The sequence below is a fragment of the Rhizobium sp. BK316 genome, from assembly GCF_014193695.1.
Taxonomy (GTDB): Bacteria; Pseudomonadota; Alphaproteobacteria; order Rhizobiales; family Rhizobiaceae; genus Rhizobium.
The window spans coordinates 750,960-770,130 of record NZ_JACHZR010000004.1 but is presented as its reverse complement, the minus strand read 5'-3'; the positions used below and the strand labels follow the sequence as shown (position 1 = coordinate 770,130).

The window sequence follows — 19,171 nt, the reverse complement described above, 5'->3', positions numbered from 1 at the left end:
CAGAAATTTTGCCATTTTGACGCCTTCGAAAAACAAAATTGAGAAAAAATTCGATGTTTTTTCATCAGCTGATTTCCCTTGACCGGATTCCGATATCGCAGGAATGTATTCTTAGTTAATCGGATTAATTTCCTATCACGTGTTGACGGAATCAAAAAAGACGAGTCATTTTCACACCGAATCTTCCCCAAGTGAGGGGCAGCGAATCAATGATTTCTTCAGATCCGAACGACGAAGACGACGAACAGCAGGCGCCAGAAGAAAGCGCTCCGTTCGACGATGACTCGACTTTCGACGATGGCACGGAGTGGGTGTAGCTACCCCGTACTCACGTGACACCTAAGCCCGCCTTTGAGCGGTTTTTTTATTGCCCGGATTCCGACGATGTTAGCACCAACCGCCGCCACAGTTTTCTCCGATGACAATATCCCTGGCTCCCCGTCCTCTGGACCGAAAAAGGTCAAGAAATCCGAGGTGCGTGCGTGGGGCGCGTGGCTTGAAAGCTTCGTCACAGCAATCGGTGGGTCTGGTGGCAGCGTGTATCTCACACGCGCCCAGCTCTTTGCTGATCTGCAGCACGACGCAAACGACATGGCATGGGTCGTGCAAGATGAGGCGCTGAGCGGTATCTATAGAAAGAATGGAGCCGCCGGCACCGGATCATGGACTCGCGTTGCTGATCTCCCGTATTCGGTCATCATCGCCGAGGACGAAGGCACCGGCACACCGAACGCTATTCATGCGAGTTCGGCCCAGCCTATTTCCAGCACCGCGCAGGTTTGGCTGACGGTTTCAACCACCAACACTGGCTCGCCCGTCACCGTCAGCTTTAATGACGGTTCGCCGCTCACAATCAAAACGAATTCCGGCGGGAATGTAGCGCCTGGCGCAATCGTCGCCGGCTCTATTCTGATTGGCAAGCAGGATGGCTCGACTTTCCGCCTCGCCAGCGACCAGGCAAGCGCTGCTATTCAGGCGGCGATGGAAGCCGTTTTTGGGCAGTTCCAGTCGCAGTATTTGGGGGAATATGCGACGGCGCCCACGAGCGATCCGAATGGCGATCCGATTAGGCAGGGTGCCTTCTACTGGAATACCGCTTCTATCGCTCACTTCTATTGGGACGGAGCGGCATGGCAGGGATTCCCCTTTGCCACAGTTGCGGACGATACGGTGACGGACGTTAAACTATCCGCCGCCCTTCGCAATCGCATTTCGATTGACGGCGGCACACTCAGCGCGATCCATTCTTCAAGAGCTGTTGCCGAGCCTGTTTTCATGGCGAATGGGCTGGCCGATGGTTTCGGCGGCGAAGGAGGTATCAACACAAGCGCATCTTCCGGATATGTTCTTGATCCCGGTAACGGGAGAGTTATGAACGGCGGCAACCCCGTCCAGCAGGTAGACTCGTTCTCATATGTGCCTTTGGCCACGTCGGCAGGCGGATGGGCCGGCAATACGCTCCGACAGAAATTTGCTGGCGTTCGCATCTCTCAGGGCGGCAACAAGGTCCGGATTCTCTGCAAGGGCGGGAGTTCTGGAGCTACCTTCTCTTCCGTTTACGTTGGGCACGCAGGCGCGGGCGGATCATTCACCGGAGACCAGGTTCCGCTGACATTCGGTGGTGGTGTTTCGACCCTCACGCTGGCTGCCAACGAAGAAGAGTGGTCGGATTGGGTAAGCTATGCCGTAACGGCAGGCTCACCCCTGATCATTGCCGCACAGTGCACGGCAGGAGGCACGATCGGGCGCATCAATCCCACTGATGCGGATTTCACGCTTTACTATAAGGCTGGAACCGACGCAGCCACCACGACGGCAACCGGATATACGACGTCAGTCAATGACATCGTTCTCGTTGAGCAGATCCAGGTCGAGCAGCCTGACAGCACAGAGAACATCGCTCTGGTGACTGCCGCCTTCGAGTTCATCGATTTCACACCCACACAGGTCAAGGTGTCTGGCATCTTCGAAGCGCTCGATGCACTGACGCTGAACACCGACGTCAAGATCGATGTGAGCCGCGACGGCGGAACCACGTGGACGGCGGCAACCATGACGCAATTGAAGGCTCTTGGCTCTCGGACCTATTTCGAGACGAATATCGTCTCGGTATCGGGCCAGCCGTCGGGCGATGAAATCTCTATCCGATATAGAACGTTCAACTTGAAGCGCTGCTATCTTTGCGGCATCCGTACCGAGGTGAACGCCTGATGCTGGATCCTACCATCGTAACGCCGCGGCCTGGCGCTGGATTGGCAACAGGTTCTGGAATGGCCCCTCAACTCAAGCGGCCTCAGGGACAAAACCTTTTGCTGGGTACCGTGCCCACGGCCGTTTCGTTTTCGCCAGGAGTCTATTTCGCTGGGCGCGTCGAGGCAGACGGAAGGAAGCAGTCACGTCTTCGGATTGACGGCGGCGAGATTGCCTTCTTTGGCGACAGCAACATCGACGGGCTCGATCTAGGTGAAATCCCTTTTGCATCGAATTTCGGGATTGGTGGCGATACGATCGAGGGGCTGATCTATCGCCTGCGAAGCGGCTCTTATTCTTGCCTCACCAATGCTCGCGCCATCGTTCTTGCTGGCATACCGCTGAACAATCTCACCCAAGATGGGCCTAACATCCCCGCGATCGAGGGGCTGTATGCTTCGGTGATGAGTTATTTCACCGGCCCGCTTGTGATCGTCCCGCCGACGCGCACGACTGTCACGGGCTATAACTCCAACATATCGGCTTTCAATGCGTGGCTGCTCTCGACATACTCGAGCCGAGACCAATGTGAAATCGTCGATATATCAGACCTGCAAACGAGCGGCGGCGCGGCAATTCCGGGGTATCTGCTCGATTATGCACACTGGGGGCCGACGCAGCAGCGGATTATTCTCGATAAGATCAAGGTCGCGCTGAGAAAGGTTTAGCGAGGCTTTCGCGCCGATAAGCCGACGATCCAGCGTACCAAACTAAACTGCGGCGGTAGGCCCGCAACTTCTCTTCCACGGGAAGTCAATTCGATAACTTCGTTCGTCCCGTACCCTTGAGGCATTTGCCTAATTAGATCGGCCCTGATTGCCGTTAGGATTGCATCAACCGGATATGGCTCATTTGCCTCCAGGAAGTAGATCTTGCCACCTCTCGTGGCAAGATCTGAAACGATGCTACCAACTGTCTGGTCTGCCATCTTATCTCTCTGCCGCCCCTGCTCCGCCTAATCCTTAGCGCCGCAACGCGACGCCGATCTCCGCCAGCGTTCCGAGTGCAATGGCGAAGATGATAGCGAAAAATCCGCGATTTATGACTTCACCTGAATTTTCCGCACCGGGCGCATATCGCGCTAAGGCAGCGTCATATGGTCCGAAAAACTCGGTTGCTACTCCGAAGCCGATGACTAGCTGGATCGCGCCTAACACGAGCGCGAGCCAGGCTGCAATCCTGGCAAGGTTAGTGAAAATCATTGCGTCCCCAGCACTCATAGAGAAATCGCGGATGAATGTCCGCGACCGTGGAAAAGTTGCGTTTTATGCAACTCCTTCATTGCCGCAATCAACATTCTGTTGCACGGTGTCTTTGGCTGTCGGTGAGATCAGCATTCGCGCTGACCCCACCGCCGAGGAGCCACCTGACGCGGGAGAGTGCGGTTCGCCTCCAAGCTTAGCCGCATTCCCCGCTGCCAGGATCTTTAGCTAGGCAGCTTTGCGCGGCAAGATCAATGCGTACGGCTGGTTATCCAAGCAAAAGCAGTGGATTGCTCACAGGAAAAACGTTGGCCGCAAAGCCGGCGCTCCGAAATGGGCGCCGTTTCTATTGATGCGAGAATTCCAGCAATGGAGTGGCGCCAGGCCGTTGGCGATCTGCCTCACTGGTCCAGAGCTTCCACTTGAGGACAGGGATTGAATCGGTAGGAATTTGCCCTTGGCCGAACCCTGGCAGCGCAAGTCGATAACCATCCATCATCGACTCGCGCGTAAATGGCGCGAGGTACATTGTGGCGCCTTCAGTATACAGGTGGATCGCTCCGGGGGTTTCTGAATGCCTGGAGCTTATGGTTGCTGATGCATTAACCTCGGGGGCTAGCACCCAGTCTTGCCCATACGATAAGCATGGTGTGCGGAGATTCACGACTTCGTGGACCGTCGGCCTTACTTCTTCACCAAGCTTTAGGATGGCGATCAGCCTTCTCGGTCCATCTATGGCGATCGGAAAACTGATACCAAGTCCGGTTCCGAACTGAACCTGGCAAAGTTCGCCAACCTGCAGGTCAGCAAAAAACTTCATGCGAACGGGGCTGTGCAGAAACATCTGTTTCTCCTCGTCTGGAAGCGCCTTAGACGCTTCGAATGCCTTGGCTTTCGTAGACTGAGGGAAGGCGCTTCTCCTCGTCGGCCAACACTCTCTCAAGTGCCTCTAGTGCATTCTGCATTTGAACGAGACGATCTAAATCGCTGTAGGTAACAGCCTTTGTCATCCCTTCAACGTGCTTTCTTCTCGCCTTAAGAAGTGTCTCGATTGCTTGGTTGGCTGCTTCCACGTGTTCTTTGGACATCTGTCACCCCATCGTTTGTGACGAAGGCTGCCATCGGGCTGGCTGATTGTCCAGACATCCACAATACAACCCACAGAGAAAGCGCGATCGTCTGATCGCTGCATCCGTCGGGGATACGACGATGGCGAGACTAAAGATATTGGGGCCATCAATCTCCGTATTGGCACCACTTATCAAGCCTGAACGAGAGGGCCTCAGCCGGACGCAATATCGTGCAGCGGAGCAGCCCTGGCGCAAATGGTACAGCACGAAGCGTTGGCAGGATCTGCGTCTGTCGATCCTCGTCCGGGATGGATACAAATGCGCGATGTGCGGCCGCATCAGCCTGAGAAGCGGTACAATGGTCTGCGACCATGTCGAACCTCACCGCGGTGATGAGACGCTCTTTTGGGATCCAGAAAACCTTCAGACTCTTTGCGCTGACCCTTGCCATAACCGGCATAAGCAGATGCTTGAGGGCCAACAGTAAACCCAACAAGGCGGCAATTTCGAGGCTGCGCAGTCCAGCCGACAACGGTAGAAACCTCCCTGCCGCCCCATGCCAACGAGGGCCAAGGTTTCAAGGCTGCAATCGACCTAGACTTTGGCGCGAATCGTGTTTTGATCATCTCGTGATGGGGATGATCATGACAAACGACTCTGAGCAGAAACTACCTACAACATGGACTGACGTTGCCAAATCTCTGGCAGAAGGCGGCGTACCGCAGATTCTCGCCGGGCCGGCCGGCAAGGCCCTCAGCCGACTTATAGCAGGTGCGACTGACATTCCCGCAGCCTGGCTGGAAAAGCAGGCTCAACGCATTAAAGATGACACCGCTGCCAGAACCACAATTGTGGGTGCGATAGCGAAAGCGACAGCTAGTGCTGCCGTTGCTGATCCCGCACTGCTAGATCGTGCGCTGCATCGACATGTATCGGAAATCTACAGAGCTCAAGAAAATCGTGAGGCCGTTGCGGAAAAAACAATAGCGCACCTCACGACAGATCCTGTGGTATCGACTTCCGAAGGTCCGACGGACGACTGGATGAATGTTTTCGATGGGTATGCAGCGAAAGCGAGTTCAGATGAACTTCGTGAAACTTGGGCTCGAGTGTTGGCTGGGGAAATCCGCAAGCCAGCTTCATTCTCATTGCAGACTTTGCAGTTCATATCCGTACTCGATGGCCCGACGGCAATCGCCGCCGAAGTTTTGCTGAGCAGAACCGTCGATCGAAGATATGCATTACTTGGGGAGACAATAACGGGGGAACTCTTCGACCAGATGCATCTGGTTAGGACGGCAGGGTTGATCGGGCAATTGAATGCCGACACCACAACTAGAAAGCGGATAGGCGAAAACGGTGTCGCGATTTTCTGTATGGCCGACCAAGGAATAGTTGCACGTGGCACACCCAATGCAGAAATCCCCGTTTCATGCACGCTTGTCACGATTATCGGGCAGGAATTGCATCCAGTAGTACAGCCGCAAGCATCTGCTGAAGCGACTGACGTGCTGATAGAACAGCTCAAGAGATCGGAGCACGTGCAAACGATATTACGCGGAGTCTGGGTGAGCGAAAACGGAATGATAGTCGTTCACGATGCCGTCGAAGTGTGGGAACGTCCCCCACAGAATTGACACTGGACTTTGCGAATGTCCGCGCCTTCCATCGGGGGGGGCACTCTACCCAGTCGGGCAAGCTTCGGCACCACACCCGCGTCCCCTCACCATCACATTTTTTTCTGCCGTCTCGAAATTTCGAGGGTGAATCATCGTCATGACCGAAAAAACAAAGGCCCCTGGTAAGCGGGGGCGGCCGACCTATCGCGCCTCCCTTGAGGATCGGCAGATGGTCGAACAAATGAAATTCTGCGGTGAGAGCGACAACACGATCGCCCGAGCGCTTGGCATCGACCCCGACACCCTTCGTAAACACTTTCTCGAAGAACTGGCTGATGGCCACGCACAACGCCGAAAGGAAGTGATCGGCCTGCTGTTTGGCGCCGCACGCAGCGGCAATGTCGCGGCGATCAAGAAGCTCGAGGAAATGGGCAGGGTCGCCGGTGCGCAAGAAGCGGTGAAGCAGCGTGAGGCGAAGGCTCCCAAACTCGGCAAAAAGGAGGAGCAGAAGCTCGCCGCAAAGGCTGTTGCCGGCAAATTCGCGCCACCAACGCCGCCGAAGCTGGTTGTCGATAATCGCTGATGCAGTGGTCAACGGCTTGTGTTGATTGGCGTGAGCGTATCGTTCAGCGCCGATCGCTGATCCCTTTTGCACCTTTATTTCGCGATGAGGCAGAGGCCGCCCTGGAGGTGTTCAAGTCTCTGCAGGTGGTCGACCTGCCGCAGGTGGTCGATCCGGATACCGATGAAACGAGACACCCCACATTCGGCGAAGTGGGCGAGCAGTTTGTTTTCGACTTCGTCAAAGCCGTCTTCGGCGCCTATGACGCCAAGAACGCCAACAGGCTGATCGAAGAATTCTTCCTTCTAATCTCGAAGAAGAACGGGAAATCGACGATCGTTGCCGGCATCATGCTCACGGCACTCATCCGCAATTGGCGCCATTCCGCTGAACTGCTGATCCTGGCGCCCACGCGGGAAGTCGCCGACAACTCATTCAAGCCGGCCGCCGATATGGTGAGAGCGGATGCGGAGCTGTTTGATCTGCTGCATGTCCAGGACAATCTGAAGACGATAACGCATCGCCTAACATTGGCCGTGCTTAAGGTGGTGTCCGCAGATTCATCGACCTCAGCCGGCAAGAAGGCGGCCTTCGTGCTTGTCGAGGAGCTTTGGCTGTTCGGCAAGAAGGCCGGCGCCAGCGCTATGCTTCAGGAGGCGACGGGCGGGCTTATTTCCAGGCCGGAAGGCTTCGTGATCTACATCTCGACGCATTCGGACGCGCCACCGACCGGTGTGTTTAAGGAGAAGCTCGATTACGCCCGCGCGGTCCGCGATGGCGAAATCGAAGATCCGCGCTTCCTGCCGGTCCTCTATGAGTTCCCAGAAGAGATGATTGAGAGCAAGGCTTACCTCAATCCCGCAAACTTCTATGTCACCAATCCGAACATGGGAAAATCGGTGCGGCGGGAATGGCTGGAACGGAAACTTGCAAACGTCTTGAGTGGTCAAGACGAAGAAGGCGATACGATCCAGACGTTCCTCTCCAAGCACCTGAACGTTCCTATCGGCATGAACCTCCGGGCAAATCGGTGGTCCGGCGCGGACTACTGGGTTGGCGCAACCGATCTCGCGCTTGCAGGTCTTCCGCCCTTCGATGCTTTGGATGCCATGCTCGATCGTTGCGAGGTCGTGGTTGCTGGTATCGACGGTGGCGGCCTAGACGACCTCTTCGGACTTACGATCGTGGGGCGGGAGCCAGCCGAAATAGAGGTGACCGTGAAGGTCAACGGTAGGCCAACCGTCAAGCGAATGAAGCGATGGCTCGCTTGGTCGCACGCGTGGTGCGACAGAGACGTGCTGGAAAGACGGAAGTCGATTGCAACGAAACTGATAGATATCCAGAAATCCGGGCATCTAACCATCACCGACGATGCTCTCGAAGACCTGGCTGCCATTGTTGAGATCATCAATGGCGTGAAGACTCGAGGCATCCTGGCGGCGGTAGCCGTCGACCCCGCCGGCTTAGGCGAGCTCGTCGATGCTCTGGCTGCTCCGGAGATCGATATCACGCAGGAGAATGGCCTGCTGTTGGGCATCCAGCAAAGCTACGGCCTTATGAACGCCATAAAAACGGCTGGGCGGCGTTTGAAAAACGGCACGCTGATGCATGCTGGCGGCCCATTGATGACCTGGTGTGTCTCGAATCTGAAGATCGAGCCAACCGCAACAGCAATCCGGGCGACCAAACAGACTGCCGGCGATGCGAAAATCGATCCGGTCATGGCGCTTTTCAACGCGGTGACTGTGATGACGCGCAATCCGGCGGTGCCGGAGACGCCGAAGAACCAGATGCTGATCCTCGGCTGAAGAATCCAAACAATCTGAATATTGGAGGTGGTCATGACGTTGACGCGCCGCGCTTACTCGTTGCTCACCGTCAAGGCGGTCGATGAAAATAAGCGCATCATCCGTGGTATTGCCACGACGCCGACGGTTGATCGTGTCGGCGACATCGTGGAGCCGCTCGGGGTCAGCTTCAAAAACCCGCTGCCGCTTCTCATGCATCATAATCATGAAAAGCCGGTCGGGACTGTTAGGTTCGACAAACCGACGACAGACGGAATCACGTTCACTGCCGAGTTGCCGGTAATCGACGGATCTGGCGTGCTCAAGGATCGTATCGAAGAAGCGTGGCAGAGCGTTGTCGCCGGGTTGATTGCCGCCGTCTCCATCGGATTCCGGGCTCTGGAATACGCATGGATGGACGATGACGGCATCCGCTTCATGAAATCCGAAGTCTACGAACTGAGTCTCGTGACGGTTCCGGCTCAGCCGGACGCCATTATCACCAGCCTGAAGAACATGGACGCGGCTGCAGTCGCGATCATCAAAACCTTCGACAAGGGCGCTCCGGCCGCGTCTGGCCAATTGGTCCGCCCTCCGAAAACCACTCCCGGCGCTGCGGGAAAAACCCACTCCGTAAATCTCAAATCAAAAGGAGACAAGGGAATGAAGACCCTTGCTGAACAGATCGCGGCGCTTGAAGCTTCTCGCGCTGCCAAGACCGCCCAGATGGGCGCCGTTATGCAGAAATCGATGGACGAAGGCCGCTCTACCGATGCTGCCGAACAGGAAGAGTTCGACATGCTCGAAAAGGACGTTTCTGCAATAGACGCCGATCTCAAGCGCCTTCGCGCTCTCGAAAAGGCACAGGCCGCGACGGCCAAGCCGGTTGTCGCAAGGTCCGCCGCCGAAGGCACGCAGTCCCGCCTTGGCGCGCCGGTTCACTTCGACAAGCACGCCAAGGACGAAGATTTCGAGGGCCAGAACTTCACGCGCCTCGTTATCGCGAAGACGCTTGCGCGTATGGATGACGTGTCGGCAGTCGTTGTCGCACATAAGCGCTGGGGCCAGAAGAATCCGGCCTTTGTCGAACACGTGAAAGCCGCAGTAGCTGGCGGCGGTGCGGGATCGGGCGAATGGGGTTCCGAACTGGTCCACATAGACCGTTATACCGGCGACTTCATCGACTATCTCTATGCTCGCACGGTGTTCGACAAGCTCCCCCTCCGCGAAGTTCCGGCTAATGTGAACATCGCGGGCCAGGACGGTGCCGCGTCGGCTTATTGGGTCGGCGAAAGCAAGTCTATCCCGGTTACCAAGGCTGACTTCATGGACGTGAACCTTCTGCCTTTGAAGGTTGCAGCTATCGCCATCGTCTCCAAGGAACTGCTCCGGGATTCGTCGCCCTCGGCTGAAAAGCTGGTGCGTGACTCGCTGGTCAACGCTTCGGCACAGCGTGTCGATCAGACGTTCTTCGGTACTTCGGCGGCCGCTGCTGGTGTCTCGCCCGCAGGGATACTGAACGGCCTCACCGCCGGTACGAGTGCCGGCAATGATGTCGATGGCGTCATCGCTGACGTGAAGGCACTCTACGCTCCGTTCATCGCCGCCAGCAATTCTGAAGCTCTTGAATTCGTCACGACCCAGTCTTTGGCCAAGTCGTTGGGCCTGATGCAAAACATCATGGGCAACTGGGCCTTCCCCGGCATCGGCGCCAATGGCGGTACGTTGCTGGGCGATCCGCTTCATGCGGGCGGTAATATCGGCGCAGGTGACCTGATCCTCCTGAAGCCGTCCGATATCTACAAGATCGGTGATCGCGGCGTCGAGGTGTCGATTTCGTCGGAAGCCGCAATTCAGATGGATAGCGCACCGAATGGCGACACTGATACGCCGACCGCCAACACATCGGTCGTGTCGATGTATCAGACGGAAAGCGTCGCGTTGAAAGTCGTGCGCCCGCTGAACTTTGCGAAGCGTCGCGCCTCTGCGGTCGCTTACATCGGTAACGCCGACTATGGCGCCCCGAGCGCCTAAAGCCCTTCCTTTTTCTTGAGACAGCCGGTCGCGGGCAACTGCGATCGGCGTTTTGCTATCTGGGGAGATGTCCCGAATGAGTAATTACCTTACGCGAATGATGACCGCGAGCAACCCGCGCCATCGCAAAGTCGCGGAGCTGCTGCTTGCCAAGCGCAAATCCCGCGTGCCTGCGAAAACGGAAGACGAGCGGGCGCGCCTTGCCGGGGAATTTCACCGTCTCACGGGAAAGAACGCCGATAAGCGTTGGTCGGCTTCCACCTTGCAGGCGAAGGTGCATGCCGCTCAGTCTGCCATTGTCGAGGGGGCTGATTGATGGCTCGTAAGCGTCGGCGCCAGAAGGCGCTTTCCCCAGCGCCTAGCCGCGGCTGGCGTATCCTCGAATCCTATCTCGGTGCCTGGCAGCAGGACGTGGAGGTCAAGCGTGACAGCGTTCTGGCCTTCCATGCTGATTTTGCGTGCCGAACGTTGATCGCCTCGGATATCGCTAAGCTTGGCTTGCGGCTGGTCAAAAAGGACAAGGATGGAATCTGGACGGAAGCGCCACGGCAGCCGGCCATCCTCCGCAAGCCGAACCATTTCCAGAACCGCATCCAGTTCATTGAGTCGTGGGTACTTTCGAAGCTTCAGGCTGGCAATACGTATGCGCTGAAGCGTCGAGACGGAAAGGGCAAGGTTGACGCCCTCTATATTCTCGACCCGAATTTGGTAACACCACTCGTTGCCGACAGCGGTGACATCTTTTACGAGCTCAACACCGATAGTCTTGCTGGCTTGCCGCAACAGGTCGTCGTACCTGCTAGCGAAATCATCCACGATCGTTTCAACACCTTCTTCCATCCGCTCGTCGGGCTTTCCCCAATCTTCGCCGGTGGATTGGCTGCGATGCAGGGCCTAACAATCCAGAAGGATTCCACGGTCTTTTTCCAAAACGGCGCGCGCCCATCCGGCATTCTGACCGGCCCGGGAAACATCTCAGACACTGATGAGCAGCGGCTGGCGAAAAGCTGGAACGAGAATTTCAGCGGCAAGAATTCGGGCAAGATCGCGGTTCTCGGATCGGGTCTCAAGTTCGAAGTGATGTCGTCGAAGGCGGTCGACGCTCAGCTTATCGAACAACTCCGATGGACCACGACCGTCGTATGCTCCGTGTATCATGTGCCGCCCTACAAAATCGGGATCGGTGAGGCTCCGAAATACGCGACTTCAAGCGTGCAGTCCCTCAATATCGACTATTTCGAGACCTGCCTTCAGATCCTAATCGAAGCAATCGAAGCCTGTCTTGACGAGGGGCTTGATTACAATGGCGTGTCGATCGGCACTGAGATCGACGTCGACGGCCTGCTTCGAATGGATACGGCGACACAGTTCGATGTCGTGCAGAAGTCCAAGGGAACGACCACGCTCAACGAAGCTCGCAGGCGCGTCAACCTCGTTCCCGTCGAGGGTGGCGATACGATCTACCTTCAGCAACAAGACCACAGCCTCGCAGCTATTGCTGCGCGGGATGCCGCCCTCATTGCCGGTGAGCCTGAGCCGGAACCGGACATGACCGTGCAGACGAACGCCGCTTTGGTCGAGATATTCAAGGGACTTCGCTGATGTTCGACGGAAAATCATTCGGTGCGGAGATCGTCGCCGCGGTGAAGGAATATGTGCAGCGCGCCATTGCGCCGATCACATCACGTTTGGACGGACTGGATCAGAGGGCCGTCGAATTGAAATCCGCCATCGATGCTATTCCCGATGGGAAGAACGGCGTCGATGGAGTCGGCTTCGACGACATGGCCGCCGAATACGATGGCGAGAGGACAATCACGCTTCGGTTCCAGCGAGGCGAGGTCGTTAAAACCTTCAGCTTCGAGATGCCAGTGGTGCTTGACCGCGGTGTTTGGCGCGAAGGCGAACACAAGTCCGGTGACGGCGTGACATGGGCTGGATCTTACTGGATCTGCCAGCGGAATACCTCAAGCAAGCCTGGCGTCGGCGATGATTGGCGGCTTGCTGTGAAGCGCGGTCGCGATGGAGGGAAAGCTTGATGTTCCATGTGACCGAACAGGAAGTCTGGCAGGCGCTTCAAGTCGACCTATACGCCACTGGCGGCAGCCCTGAGACGCAGGAGCCTGCGGATCGCGCTTATATCGCCACCCTGATCACCGCCGCACAGAATCGCCTAGACGACCATCTGGCAACCAAGCTTATCGATTGGGAAGAAGTCCCTGCCGAGCTCAAGCTCGCCATCACGATGGATGTGACGATCAACTATTTCGACCGGAAATCCCCGGTGCTTCCGGAGCAGTATTTCTATCTCATTCGGCCGTTTCGAAATTGGGGGTTTGGTTATGGCTAAGGTGACCATCTCTGGAATGAAGGAACTTCGGCAGCAACTCCTGAAGACCATTCCGGATATCGTGAAAGCCGAGATCCAATCCAGCTTGGAAAAGTCAGGCGAAGAAATGGTGCGCACCGCGAAGGCGCTGGCACCGGTCGAAGACGGTAGTCTCCGTGACAGCATTTCCGTGACGACCGCCGGAAACTCCATTGCTGGAGGCAAAGAGGTCGGCGAACTATCAGTTCGGGTAGTCGCCGAAGAGCCCTACGCGGCATTCGTCGAGTTCGGCCGGCACGAGAAAGACGGCCAAGGCGCAATGTCTGCCAGGCCCTTCTTTTGGCCTGCCTACCGGTCGATCAAAAAGCGTATTCAAAGCCGGACGGCACGGTCCATCAATGCGGCCTTGAAGAAGCTTTCAAAATGACCATCAATCCCGGCAAAATGCGTGATCGCATCACGCTCCAGAAGCGCGGCGTGCCGACATGGGACGATCCAGAGCCGTTCGTTGACGTCGGCACCGTGTGGGCACAATTCCTCCCGACGCGCGGCCGTGAGTTCCGCGAGGGCGGCGTGGCCATCGGTGAAACACGTGCGGTGTTCAGCATCAATTATCGCGAGGACCTCTCGCAGGTCGACCGTCTCGTTCATCTTGGACGCGGCGGTAATCGGGTCTGGAACGTCCAGGACGTCGTTCCGGTCGGTTTCAAGGATGGAACCGAGATTCACGCCACGGCGACAGACGTGGGCGCGAACTAAGGATTTTGCCTCATGGCAGATGAAATCAATCTGCGGCCATTGGTCGTCGATATCAGCGCCACCACGGCGCGTCTCGAAAAAGCTCTGAAGCGAGTTGAAGCGCAGAACTCTGCCACGATGTCGAAAGTCCAGCGGGATGCCGCTGCAGGCATGGCGAAGTTCGAGCAAACCTTGGCCAGGACGGCACAATTCGAAGCTGCGCTTTCTCGTATGGATCGAAGCTTTGCCAATTTCGGAAAAAGCCTCGTCCCGTCGCTGGGTGCGATCACGGCCGCGCTGTCCGCCCGCGAGGTCCTCGCGTATGCCGATGCATGGACGTCTGCGAAGAATAGCCTGGCGGTGGCCGGCGTTACCGGTGAACAGCAGGCGAAGGTACTCGACGAGCTTTACAAATCGGCTCAGGCCAACGCAGCCCCGATAGGCGCTCTGAGCGATCTCTACGGCAAGGCAGCCCAGGCCTCCGATAATCTTGGCGCCAGCCAGCAAGATCTCCTGAAATTCTCCGACGGCGTAGCGGTCGCCCTGCGCGTGGCAGGAACTTCCGCAAGTGCGGCGTCAGGGGGTCTACTCCAGCTCGGGCAGCTTCTTGGGAAAGCTCGTGTCGAAGCTGAAGAATTCAATTCGATCAACGAGGGCGCGCGGCCGATTCTCATCGCCGTCGCCAACGGGTTGGATGCGGCTGGCGGCTCGGTCAACAAGCTGAAGGCGCTGGTCAATGACGGCAAGGTTTCTGGGCAGCAGTTCTTCCAAGCGTTCCTGAAGGGCCTGCCCGCCATCCAGGCAATGGCTGCCAACTCGACGACCACGATCGAACAGGGCATCATCAAGGTCAACAACGCCTTCACAAAATACATCGGCGAAACCGATAGTAGCCTTGGGGCATCACAGCGGCTCGTCGCCGGCCTGAATGCCCTCGCCAACAATTTCGACCAAACTGCGGAGATGACCCTCAAGCTGGCCGGCGTTGTTGCTGGCGCCCTCGTTGGACGTTCCATCGTCGGGATGATTGGGAAGCTTGGCCTGGCAACCTCCGAAGTCTACAAGTTCGTGGGTGCGCTTCGGGCAGCTTCCACCGCGGGCCAACTGGCTTCTGCTATTGGCGGCGTCGGCGCGGTTGCGGGGCCGCTCGGGCTGATCATCGGCGGGACAGTGGTCGGCGCCCTTGCCCTCTTCTCGTCATCATCTGCGGAAGCAACGCAGGGTGCACGAACCTATGCGCAGGCGCTTCAGGAGATAGAGCAGCGTGCAAAGGACGCTGCGCCGGCAATCGGCGGCGTTTCCACCGCGATCGATGAGAAGGTGAAGAATGCCCTCAGCGCTGGCGTTGAAGTGGGTACCGCAAGCATCGATGCAGCCCGCCAGGCCGCCGTCGATCTCTTTAGCGAGATCATCGATAACGCGCCACGGCGTCTCATCACTGAAGAGCAGTTGGGCTCCCTTCAGGATCTTCGCGATGGGCTAAGCACAGGAAAGCGGGCGGCAAACGAGGTTGAACAAGAACTGTTCGCCTTGGCTAATTCCAATCCGAATTTTCAGCGCCTCGCAGAGCAGCTTTCTCCGCTATTGCAGCAACTTTCCTCTGCGATCGCAGCCACCGATCTTCTCCAGAAGAAACTTGGTTCCGACGGTCTCTCCGCTGCTTCCGTTGCCGCGTACAAGCAGTACGACGACTCCCGCCGACAGGGCGAGGAAATGCTGCGTATCGGTAAAGCGTATGCCGACGAAGCCGATCGTCAGAATGGTCTGAGCAAAGAGCAGCTTGCAGTCGAGAAGGAAATCGCATCCATCAGGCAAGGGCTCACCTCGAAGGGCGGCTTCCTGCCTGACGATCAGATTGCGGCATTAGCTGCGAAAAATGTTGCTGCTGATCAATCGAGATCCCAGAGTGGTCGAGGCCAAAGCCACGGAGTAAAGGCCACGGCTGAAAGCCGGTTCGATCAGGATATTCAATCTGTCAAAGATCGGACAGCCGCGCTTGTTGAAGAGCAGCGCACACTGAGCCTGTCGTATCAGGATCAAGAGCGCCGACGTATGGCGCTTGAGCTCGAGCAAAACGCTCTGGCTGATCTTCGCGAGGAAGCTCGCCGTAAGGGCCAGACCGATCTCGACAACCTCAAGATCTCCGACGAACAGCGGCAGAAGATCGAACAGGCCAGCGCCGCCTATGCCGCGCAAGCCGACGCTTTGCGACGTGTCCAGGAAGCACAGGACCGTGCCGACCGCTCGGCCGAAGACTTCTATGATGCCTTCAAGAGCGAGATTTCGGGAGCCATCACCGGCGCGGAGAGTTTCAGCGATGCCTTGGCCAATATCGCCAAGCGTCTTGGTGATCTCCTCATCAGCAATGCTTTTGACGCACTCTTTGCGCCCAAGACCAGTAATTCGGCAGGCGGCTTATTCGGCTCACTGTTTGCGGGCATTGGATCGCTGCTTGGCTTCGAAACCGGCGGATACACTGGCGATCGCGGCATCAGCGATGTAGCGGGCGTGGTTCATGGCAAGGAATTTGTGGTGAATGCCGCTGCTACCGTGAAGCATCGACCGCTGCTTGAAGCCATCAACTCCGGACGTGGTTTTGAGCGCGGCGGATATGCATCGATGACCTTGCCGACACTTCGACCCCCGACATTTGGTGGTTTCGGTGACTTGGTGGGAACGCTGCAGCAATCCCGGGTAGCCGTCGATGTCGGGGTAACGGTCGACGATGATGGAAAGCTGCAGGCATATGTCCGGAAAGAGTCTTCCTCTGCGGTAAAAGACGCGGCGCCAAAGATCGTCGGTACAGCGATCAATGGTGCCAACCAGCGGGTCGTTCCAACCGTCGCTGACTACCAGAGCAACATGGCCGGCAGGGATTATCGGAATTCCTGACGGGGTCTTCGGCTTCCGCCCCATTCAGCCTCGCCATATCACCTAAAAACCGGAGATGTCGCATATGAGTATTTTTTCTAAGGCACATATCTTCTTTGAGGGGCTCTTCAGACGTGACGGTACGCCGGTGCCGGCTGACCAGAATTCCTTTGCCTATGTCGCCATGCCAGAAGCTGGCAATGGAGCTTACCTGTTCATGGGCGTCGATGCCCTCGAGCAATTGGAAGCAGATTTCGGTGAGGACTATTTCGAAATCATCTCGCGTGGTTTCCTGAAACCGTCCGCCGTGATCATTTCGCGCACCATGGCCGTATGCTTGGTCAACGGCGACGATTCCGGGTTTCCTTGGGGCCTCACCATCGATCAGATCGGCTTGCGTCTCTACGATGCGCAGATCCGGGTGTTTAAAGGCAAGACGTTGGCCGAAGCCATCGAGATAGTTGCCGGGAAGGCGCCTAGTGTCGAAGAGGGGTCAGAGATCGAGCCAGCGACCCGGGCGTCTAAAGACGAGGGAACGACGTCGACGGCCGCGCCGATGGTGAAGGAGGAAATGGTCGATCCACAGAGCGGGCTCATCTTTCAGAAGATGACTGACGGCGCCTGGGCGCAATTAGAACCTTACGAGAAATATGACCCGGAAACCGGACGTCGGATGGTCGTTCATGAAGGTGCTTGGGTGTTCAAGCAATGAGCGGGATATCGATCGTTCGGGAAATCCTTGCTGTCGATGCCGATATCATCGCCGTTGTAGCGCAGCGCATTTTTCCTATTGAACTGCCTCAGAAAATCCAATTGCCGGCGATCGTACTTTCTTCCGTCGATGAGATCGACGGCCGCCACCTCTCTGGAAGCGATCGATATCCAGTTTCGCGCTTTATCGTTGATTGCGTCGCGGCAACATACCAAGCCGCCGATGTGCTTGGTGATGATGTCCGCGATACCCTGATCGACTACCGCGGTTCGATCGCTGGATTTGAAGTCGACGACATCGCGCACGATGGCGTTGACTTCTTTGATCGCGGTGAGACCGGCGACGCGTGGCGGCGCCGGCTCGGATTCCGGATGCGGTTTCGAGCTACCTGAACAATGCAGGGCGCTCCACCACGCTAAAGTGCGAGCATGCCTGACATCGGACGAATTTCGTCTGAACATCGATGTTATCTATCGCCCGCCCTTTGGGCGGGCTTTTTTAGTTCTTGCGATCCCCGTTCCTGGCAAGCCAGCGCTCCGTTCTTACCCTTTGGATGGACATCGCCACCCCACCTATGCAGGTCTGATAGAAAGACCAGCGGGGTTGACCATCAAACGGACCTTTCTGTGTTGTCTCTTTGCCGGTGGCACCGTCAGTGACGGTGATCTCTATTTCATCAAGAATTTTCGCAACGTCAGGGTGATCGAAATTATGCACGTGAAGACTATGGGCCATTCGGTTCCGAATGCGCGCCAATGAGACGATCATCGTGTGTTCGTGCGGCCTCATCAATCCTAGCGCTCGAGCGACATCCAAGCGCGCAGCCAACGTAGACAATGGCCCATATCCGTCGAATATTTTGTCACGCAATTTGGAATTGAGCCCTGGCATAGCCAACTCCAGAATTTCCCGGACTCCATCGTCGATGAAAGACACGCCCACGATCGCTATGGTTCGATGATCGGCGCTTGGCTTCGATATCGTTGTCGTTAGCTCAAAGAAATCCTTCAAGTACTCGGGAATTGAGACGTCAATCGTCACTTGAGCCAGTTATCCATGATGAACTTCGATGATTCCGGAGGGATATTCTGCCAGGAAGCTTCGTTGTTCGATGCGTCCACGACGTAGAGTGAATCGTTGGCGTCCATTGCACTCCAGACATGATCACGCGCCTGTACTGCCGTGTATTGCGAATTCACATACCAGTACGAGTATTGGATTTTCGCCCAGTCGCCTAGTTGTTTGATCGCAGCGATCACGTTGTCATAATTTTGCCCGGGATTTTTCAGGTCGTAAGATATATGCAGATTCCGTCCCATGTTGCCCCTCCACGTTGCAATTAAACGTGAGCAAAATACACGCAGGAGTCAATGGGAGTGCCTGGCTAAAGGTGCCAAATCCCCTTCAGAACTTCTCATGCGTTCTCTGGCTTCGGCTTTCCCGGTCTCCGCTTGCCACTTATCCTTTCGAGATAAAGCCGCTCGCGGATCCGATCGCCTTCAGACATCGTCGGCCTCTCAGGCTCGGACGGCGGTCTCCTCATCCGTGGCTCGGGGGAACCATCGAAGCGAAACTCAGCCTCCAGCGCAACGTCGAGCTCCGATCGACTGTAAACGACGACGCCCTCTCTCCCTCGAAATGAGCGAATACGCCGCTCACGGCGCCATCGATTGAGGATCTGCGCGGTGAGCCACGGATATCGCTCGAGCACCACGTCGTGTGGAGTCATGTCGTCTAGCGTGACCGCCGATGTGGCGGCCTTGCCTGTGATCCTGGCCTTTACGCGATCCATGGCGGCTTGTTCATTCCGCCGTTTTTGGATCTGGCCCTCGAGCCACTCGAACCAAGGGACAAGTTTATAGCCTTCTTCTTTTAGGGCTACTATTTCCTCTGCCGTGTGATCCAACCAAGTCTCCATCTCTGCAATGGTGATTTCTGGCGGAAGCTCCGGTCCGACGGGCCGCTCGTGGGTGCTCACGGTTTCTGTTCTCCCGTCT

Annotated in this window: 21 protein-coding genes; 15 read left to right on the top strand and 6 right to left on the bottom strand. The window is 56.7% G+C overall.

Annotated features, from left to right (window positions below; genetic code table 11):
* Nucleotides 1–351: 351 nt before the first annotated feature.
* The gene (locus tag FHT87_RS22645) at nt 352–2,211 is read left to right on the top strand and encodes a hypothetical protein (protein WP_183804968.1); all 1,860 of its coding nucleotides are present in this window, start codon (nt 352–354) and stop codon (nt 2,209–2,211) included.
* Nucleotides 2,211–2,918, top strand: a complete 708-nt coding sequence (locus tag FHT87_RS22640; RefSeq protein ID WP_183804966.1) for a hypothetical protein — start codon at nt 2,211–2,213, stop codon at nt 2,916–2,918. The genes FHT87_RS22645 and FHT87_RS22640 overlap by 1 nt, the downstream gene beginning before the upstream one ends.
* 294 nt (nt 2,919–3,212) lie before the next feature.
* On the opposite strand, the gene FHT87_RS22635 is transcribed toward FHT87_RS22640, so the two are convergent.
* The 3 genes from FHT87_RS22635 to FHT87_RS22625 all read right to left on the bottom strand — a co-directional run bounded on the left by FHT87_RS22635 (nt 3,213) and on the right by FHT87_RS22625 (nt 4,540).
* Nucleotides 3,213–3,452: a hypothetical protein gene (locus tag FHT87_RS22635; protein ID WP_183804964.1), complete on the bottom strand. Its 240-nt coding sequence runs from the start codon at nt 3,450–3,452 to the stop codon at nt 3,213–3,215.
* 346 nt (nt 3,453–3,798) lie between these two features.
* On the bottom strand, nt 3,799–4,296 hold the full coding sequence (locus FHT87_RS22630; protein ID WP_183804962.1) for a hypothetical protein: 498 nt from the start codon (nt 4,294–4,296) through the stop codon (nt 3,799–3,801).
* 25 nt (nt 4,297–4,321) lie between these two features.
* Nucleotides 4,322–4,540, bottom strand: a complete 219-nt coding sequence (locus FHT87_RS22625) for a hypothetical protein (RefSeq protein ID WP_183804960.1) — start codon at nt 4,538–4,540, stop codon at nt 4,322–4,324.
* 626 nt (nt 4,541–5,166) lie between these two features.
* Between FHT87_RS22625 and FHT87_RS22615 the strand changes: the two genes are divergently transcribed.
* The 13 genes from FHT87_RS22615 (at nt 5,167) to FHT87_RS22555 (ending at nt 17,566) form a co-directional block, all read left to right on the top strand.
* A complete protein-coding gene (locus tag FHT87_RS22615) occupies nt 5,167–6,159 on the top strand; it encodes a DUF2806 domain-containing protein (protein ID WP_183804956.1) in 993 nt (330 codons plus the stop codon).
* 139 nt (nt 6,160–6,298) lie between these two features.
* Nucleotides 6,299–6,724, top strand: coding sequence for a hypothetical protein (locus FHT87_RS22610; protein ID WP_183804954.1), 426 nt, complete (start codon nt 6,299–6,301; stop codon nt 6,722–6,724).
* Nucleotides 6,724–8,511: a terminase large subunit gene (locus tag FHT87_RS22605; protein ID WP_183804952.1), complete on the top strand. Its 1,788-nt coding sequence runs from the start codon at nt 6,724–6,726 to the stop codon at nt 8,509–8,511. The genes FHT87_RS22610 and FHT87_RS22605 overlap by 1 nt, the downstream gene beginning before the upstream one ends.
* Before the next feature lie 33 nt (nt 8,512–8,544).
* Entirely contained in the window at nt 8,545–10,524 is a 1,980-nt protein-coding gene (locus FHT87_RS22600) for a phage major capsid protein (protein ID WP_183804950.1), read from the top strand.
* Between the two features lie 76 nt (nt 10,525–10,600).
* The gene (locus FHT87_RS22595) at nt 10,601–10,840 is read left to right on the top strand and encodes a hypothetical protein (RefSeq protein WP_183804948.1); all 240 of its coding nucleotides are present in this window, start codon (nt 10,601–10,603) and stop codon (nt 10,838–10,840) included.
* The gene (locus tag FHT87_RS22590; RefSeq protein WP_183804946.1) at nt 10,840–12,126 is read left to right on the top strand and encodes a phage portal protein; all 1,287 of its coding nucleotides are present in this window, start codon (nt 10,840–10,842) and stop codon (nt 12,124–12,126) included. The genes FHT87_RS22595 and FHT87_RS22590 overlap by 1 nt, the downstream gene beginning before the upstream one ends.
* Nucleotides 12,126–12,563 carry a hypothetical protein gene (locus FHT87_RS22585; RefSeq protein ID WP_246699655.1) on the top strand — a complete coding sequence of 146 codons (438 nt, stop codon included), beginning with the start codon at nt 12,126–12,128 and terminating at the stop codon, nt 12,561–12,563. The genes FHT87_RS22590 and FHT87_RS22585 overlap by 1 nt, the downstream gene beginning before the upstream one ends.
* Nucleotides 12,563–12,874 carry a phage gp6-like head-tail connector protein gene (locus tag FHT87_RS22580; RefSeq protein WP_183804944.1) on the top strand — a complete coding sequence of 104 codons (312 nt, stop codon included), beginning with the start codon at nt 12,563–12,565 and terminating at the stop codon, nt 12,872–12,874. Before FHT87_RS22585 ends, FHT87_RS22580 begins: the two co-directional genes overlap by 1 nt.
* Nucleotides 12,867–13,280: an HK97-gp10 family putative phage morphogenesis protein gene (locus FHT87_RS22575; protein ID WP_183804942.1), complete on the top strand. Its 414-nt coding sequence runs from the start codon at nt 12,867–12,869 to the stop codon at nt 13,278–13,280. Before FHT87_RS22580 ends, FHT87_RS22575 begins: the two co-directional genes overlap by 8 nt.
* Nucleotides 13,277–13,612, top strand: coding sequence for a head-tail adaptor protein (locus FHT87_RS22570; RefSeq protein ID WP_183804940.1), 336 nt, complete (start codon nt 13,277–13,279; stop codon nt 13,610–13,612). The genes FHT87_RS22575 and FHT87_RS22570 overlap by 4 nt, the downstream gene beginning before the upstream one ends.
* Nucleotides 13,613–13,624: 12 nt before the next feature.
* Nucleotides 13,625–16,483, top strand: coding sequence for a tape measure protein (locus tag FHT87_RS22565; protein ID WP_246699654.1), 2,859 nt, complete (start codon nt 13,625–13,627; stop codon nt 16,481–16,483).
* A 64-nt stretch (nt 16,484–16,547) separates the two neighbouring features.
* On the top strand, nt 16,548–17,174 hold the full coding sequence (locus FHT87_RS22560; protein WP_183804938.1) for a hypothetical protein: 627 nt from the start codon (nt 16,548–16,550) through the stop codon (nt 17,172–17,174).
* Nucleotides 17,171–17,566, top strand: a complete 396-nt coding sequence (locus tag FHT87_RS22555; RefSeq protein ID WP_183804936.1) for a DUF3168 domain-containing protein — start codon at nt 17,171–17,173, stop codon at nt 17,564–17,566. Before FHT87_RS22560 ends, FHT87_RS22555 begins: the two co-directional genes overlap by 4 nt.
* A gap of 106 nt (nt 17,567–17,672) precedes the next feature.
* On the opposite strand, the gene FHT87_RS22550 is transcribed toward FHT87_RS22555, so the two are convergent.
* The 3 genes from FHT87_RS22550 to FHT87_RS22540 form a co-directional block, all read right to left on the bottom strand.
* Nucleotides 17,673–18,215, bottom strand: a complete 543-nt coding sequence (locus FHT87_RS22550; RefSeq protein ID WP_183804934.1) for a hypothetical protein — start codon at nt 18,213–18,215, stop codon at nt 17,673–17,675.
* Entirely contained in the window at nt 18,212–18,493 is a 282-nt protein-coding gene (locus FHT87_RS22545) for a hypothetical protein (protein WP_183804932.1), read from the bottom strand. The genes FHT87_RS22550 and FHT87_RS22545 overlap by 4 nt, the downstream gene beginning before the upstream one ends.
* 95 nt (nt 18,494–18,588) lie before the next feature.
* Nucleotides 18,589–19,152: a hypothetical protein gene (locus FHT87_RS22540; RefSeq protein ID WP_183804931.1), complete on the bottom strand. Its 564-nt coding sequence runs from the start codon at nt 19,150–19,152 to the stop codon at nt 18,589–18,591.
* Between the last annotated feature and the right edge of the window lie 19 nt (nt 19,153–19,171).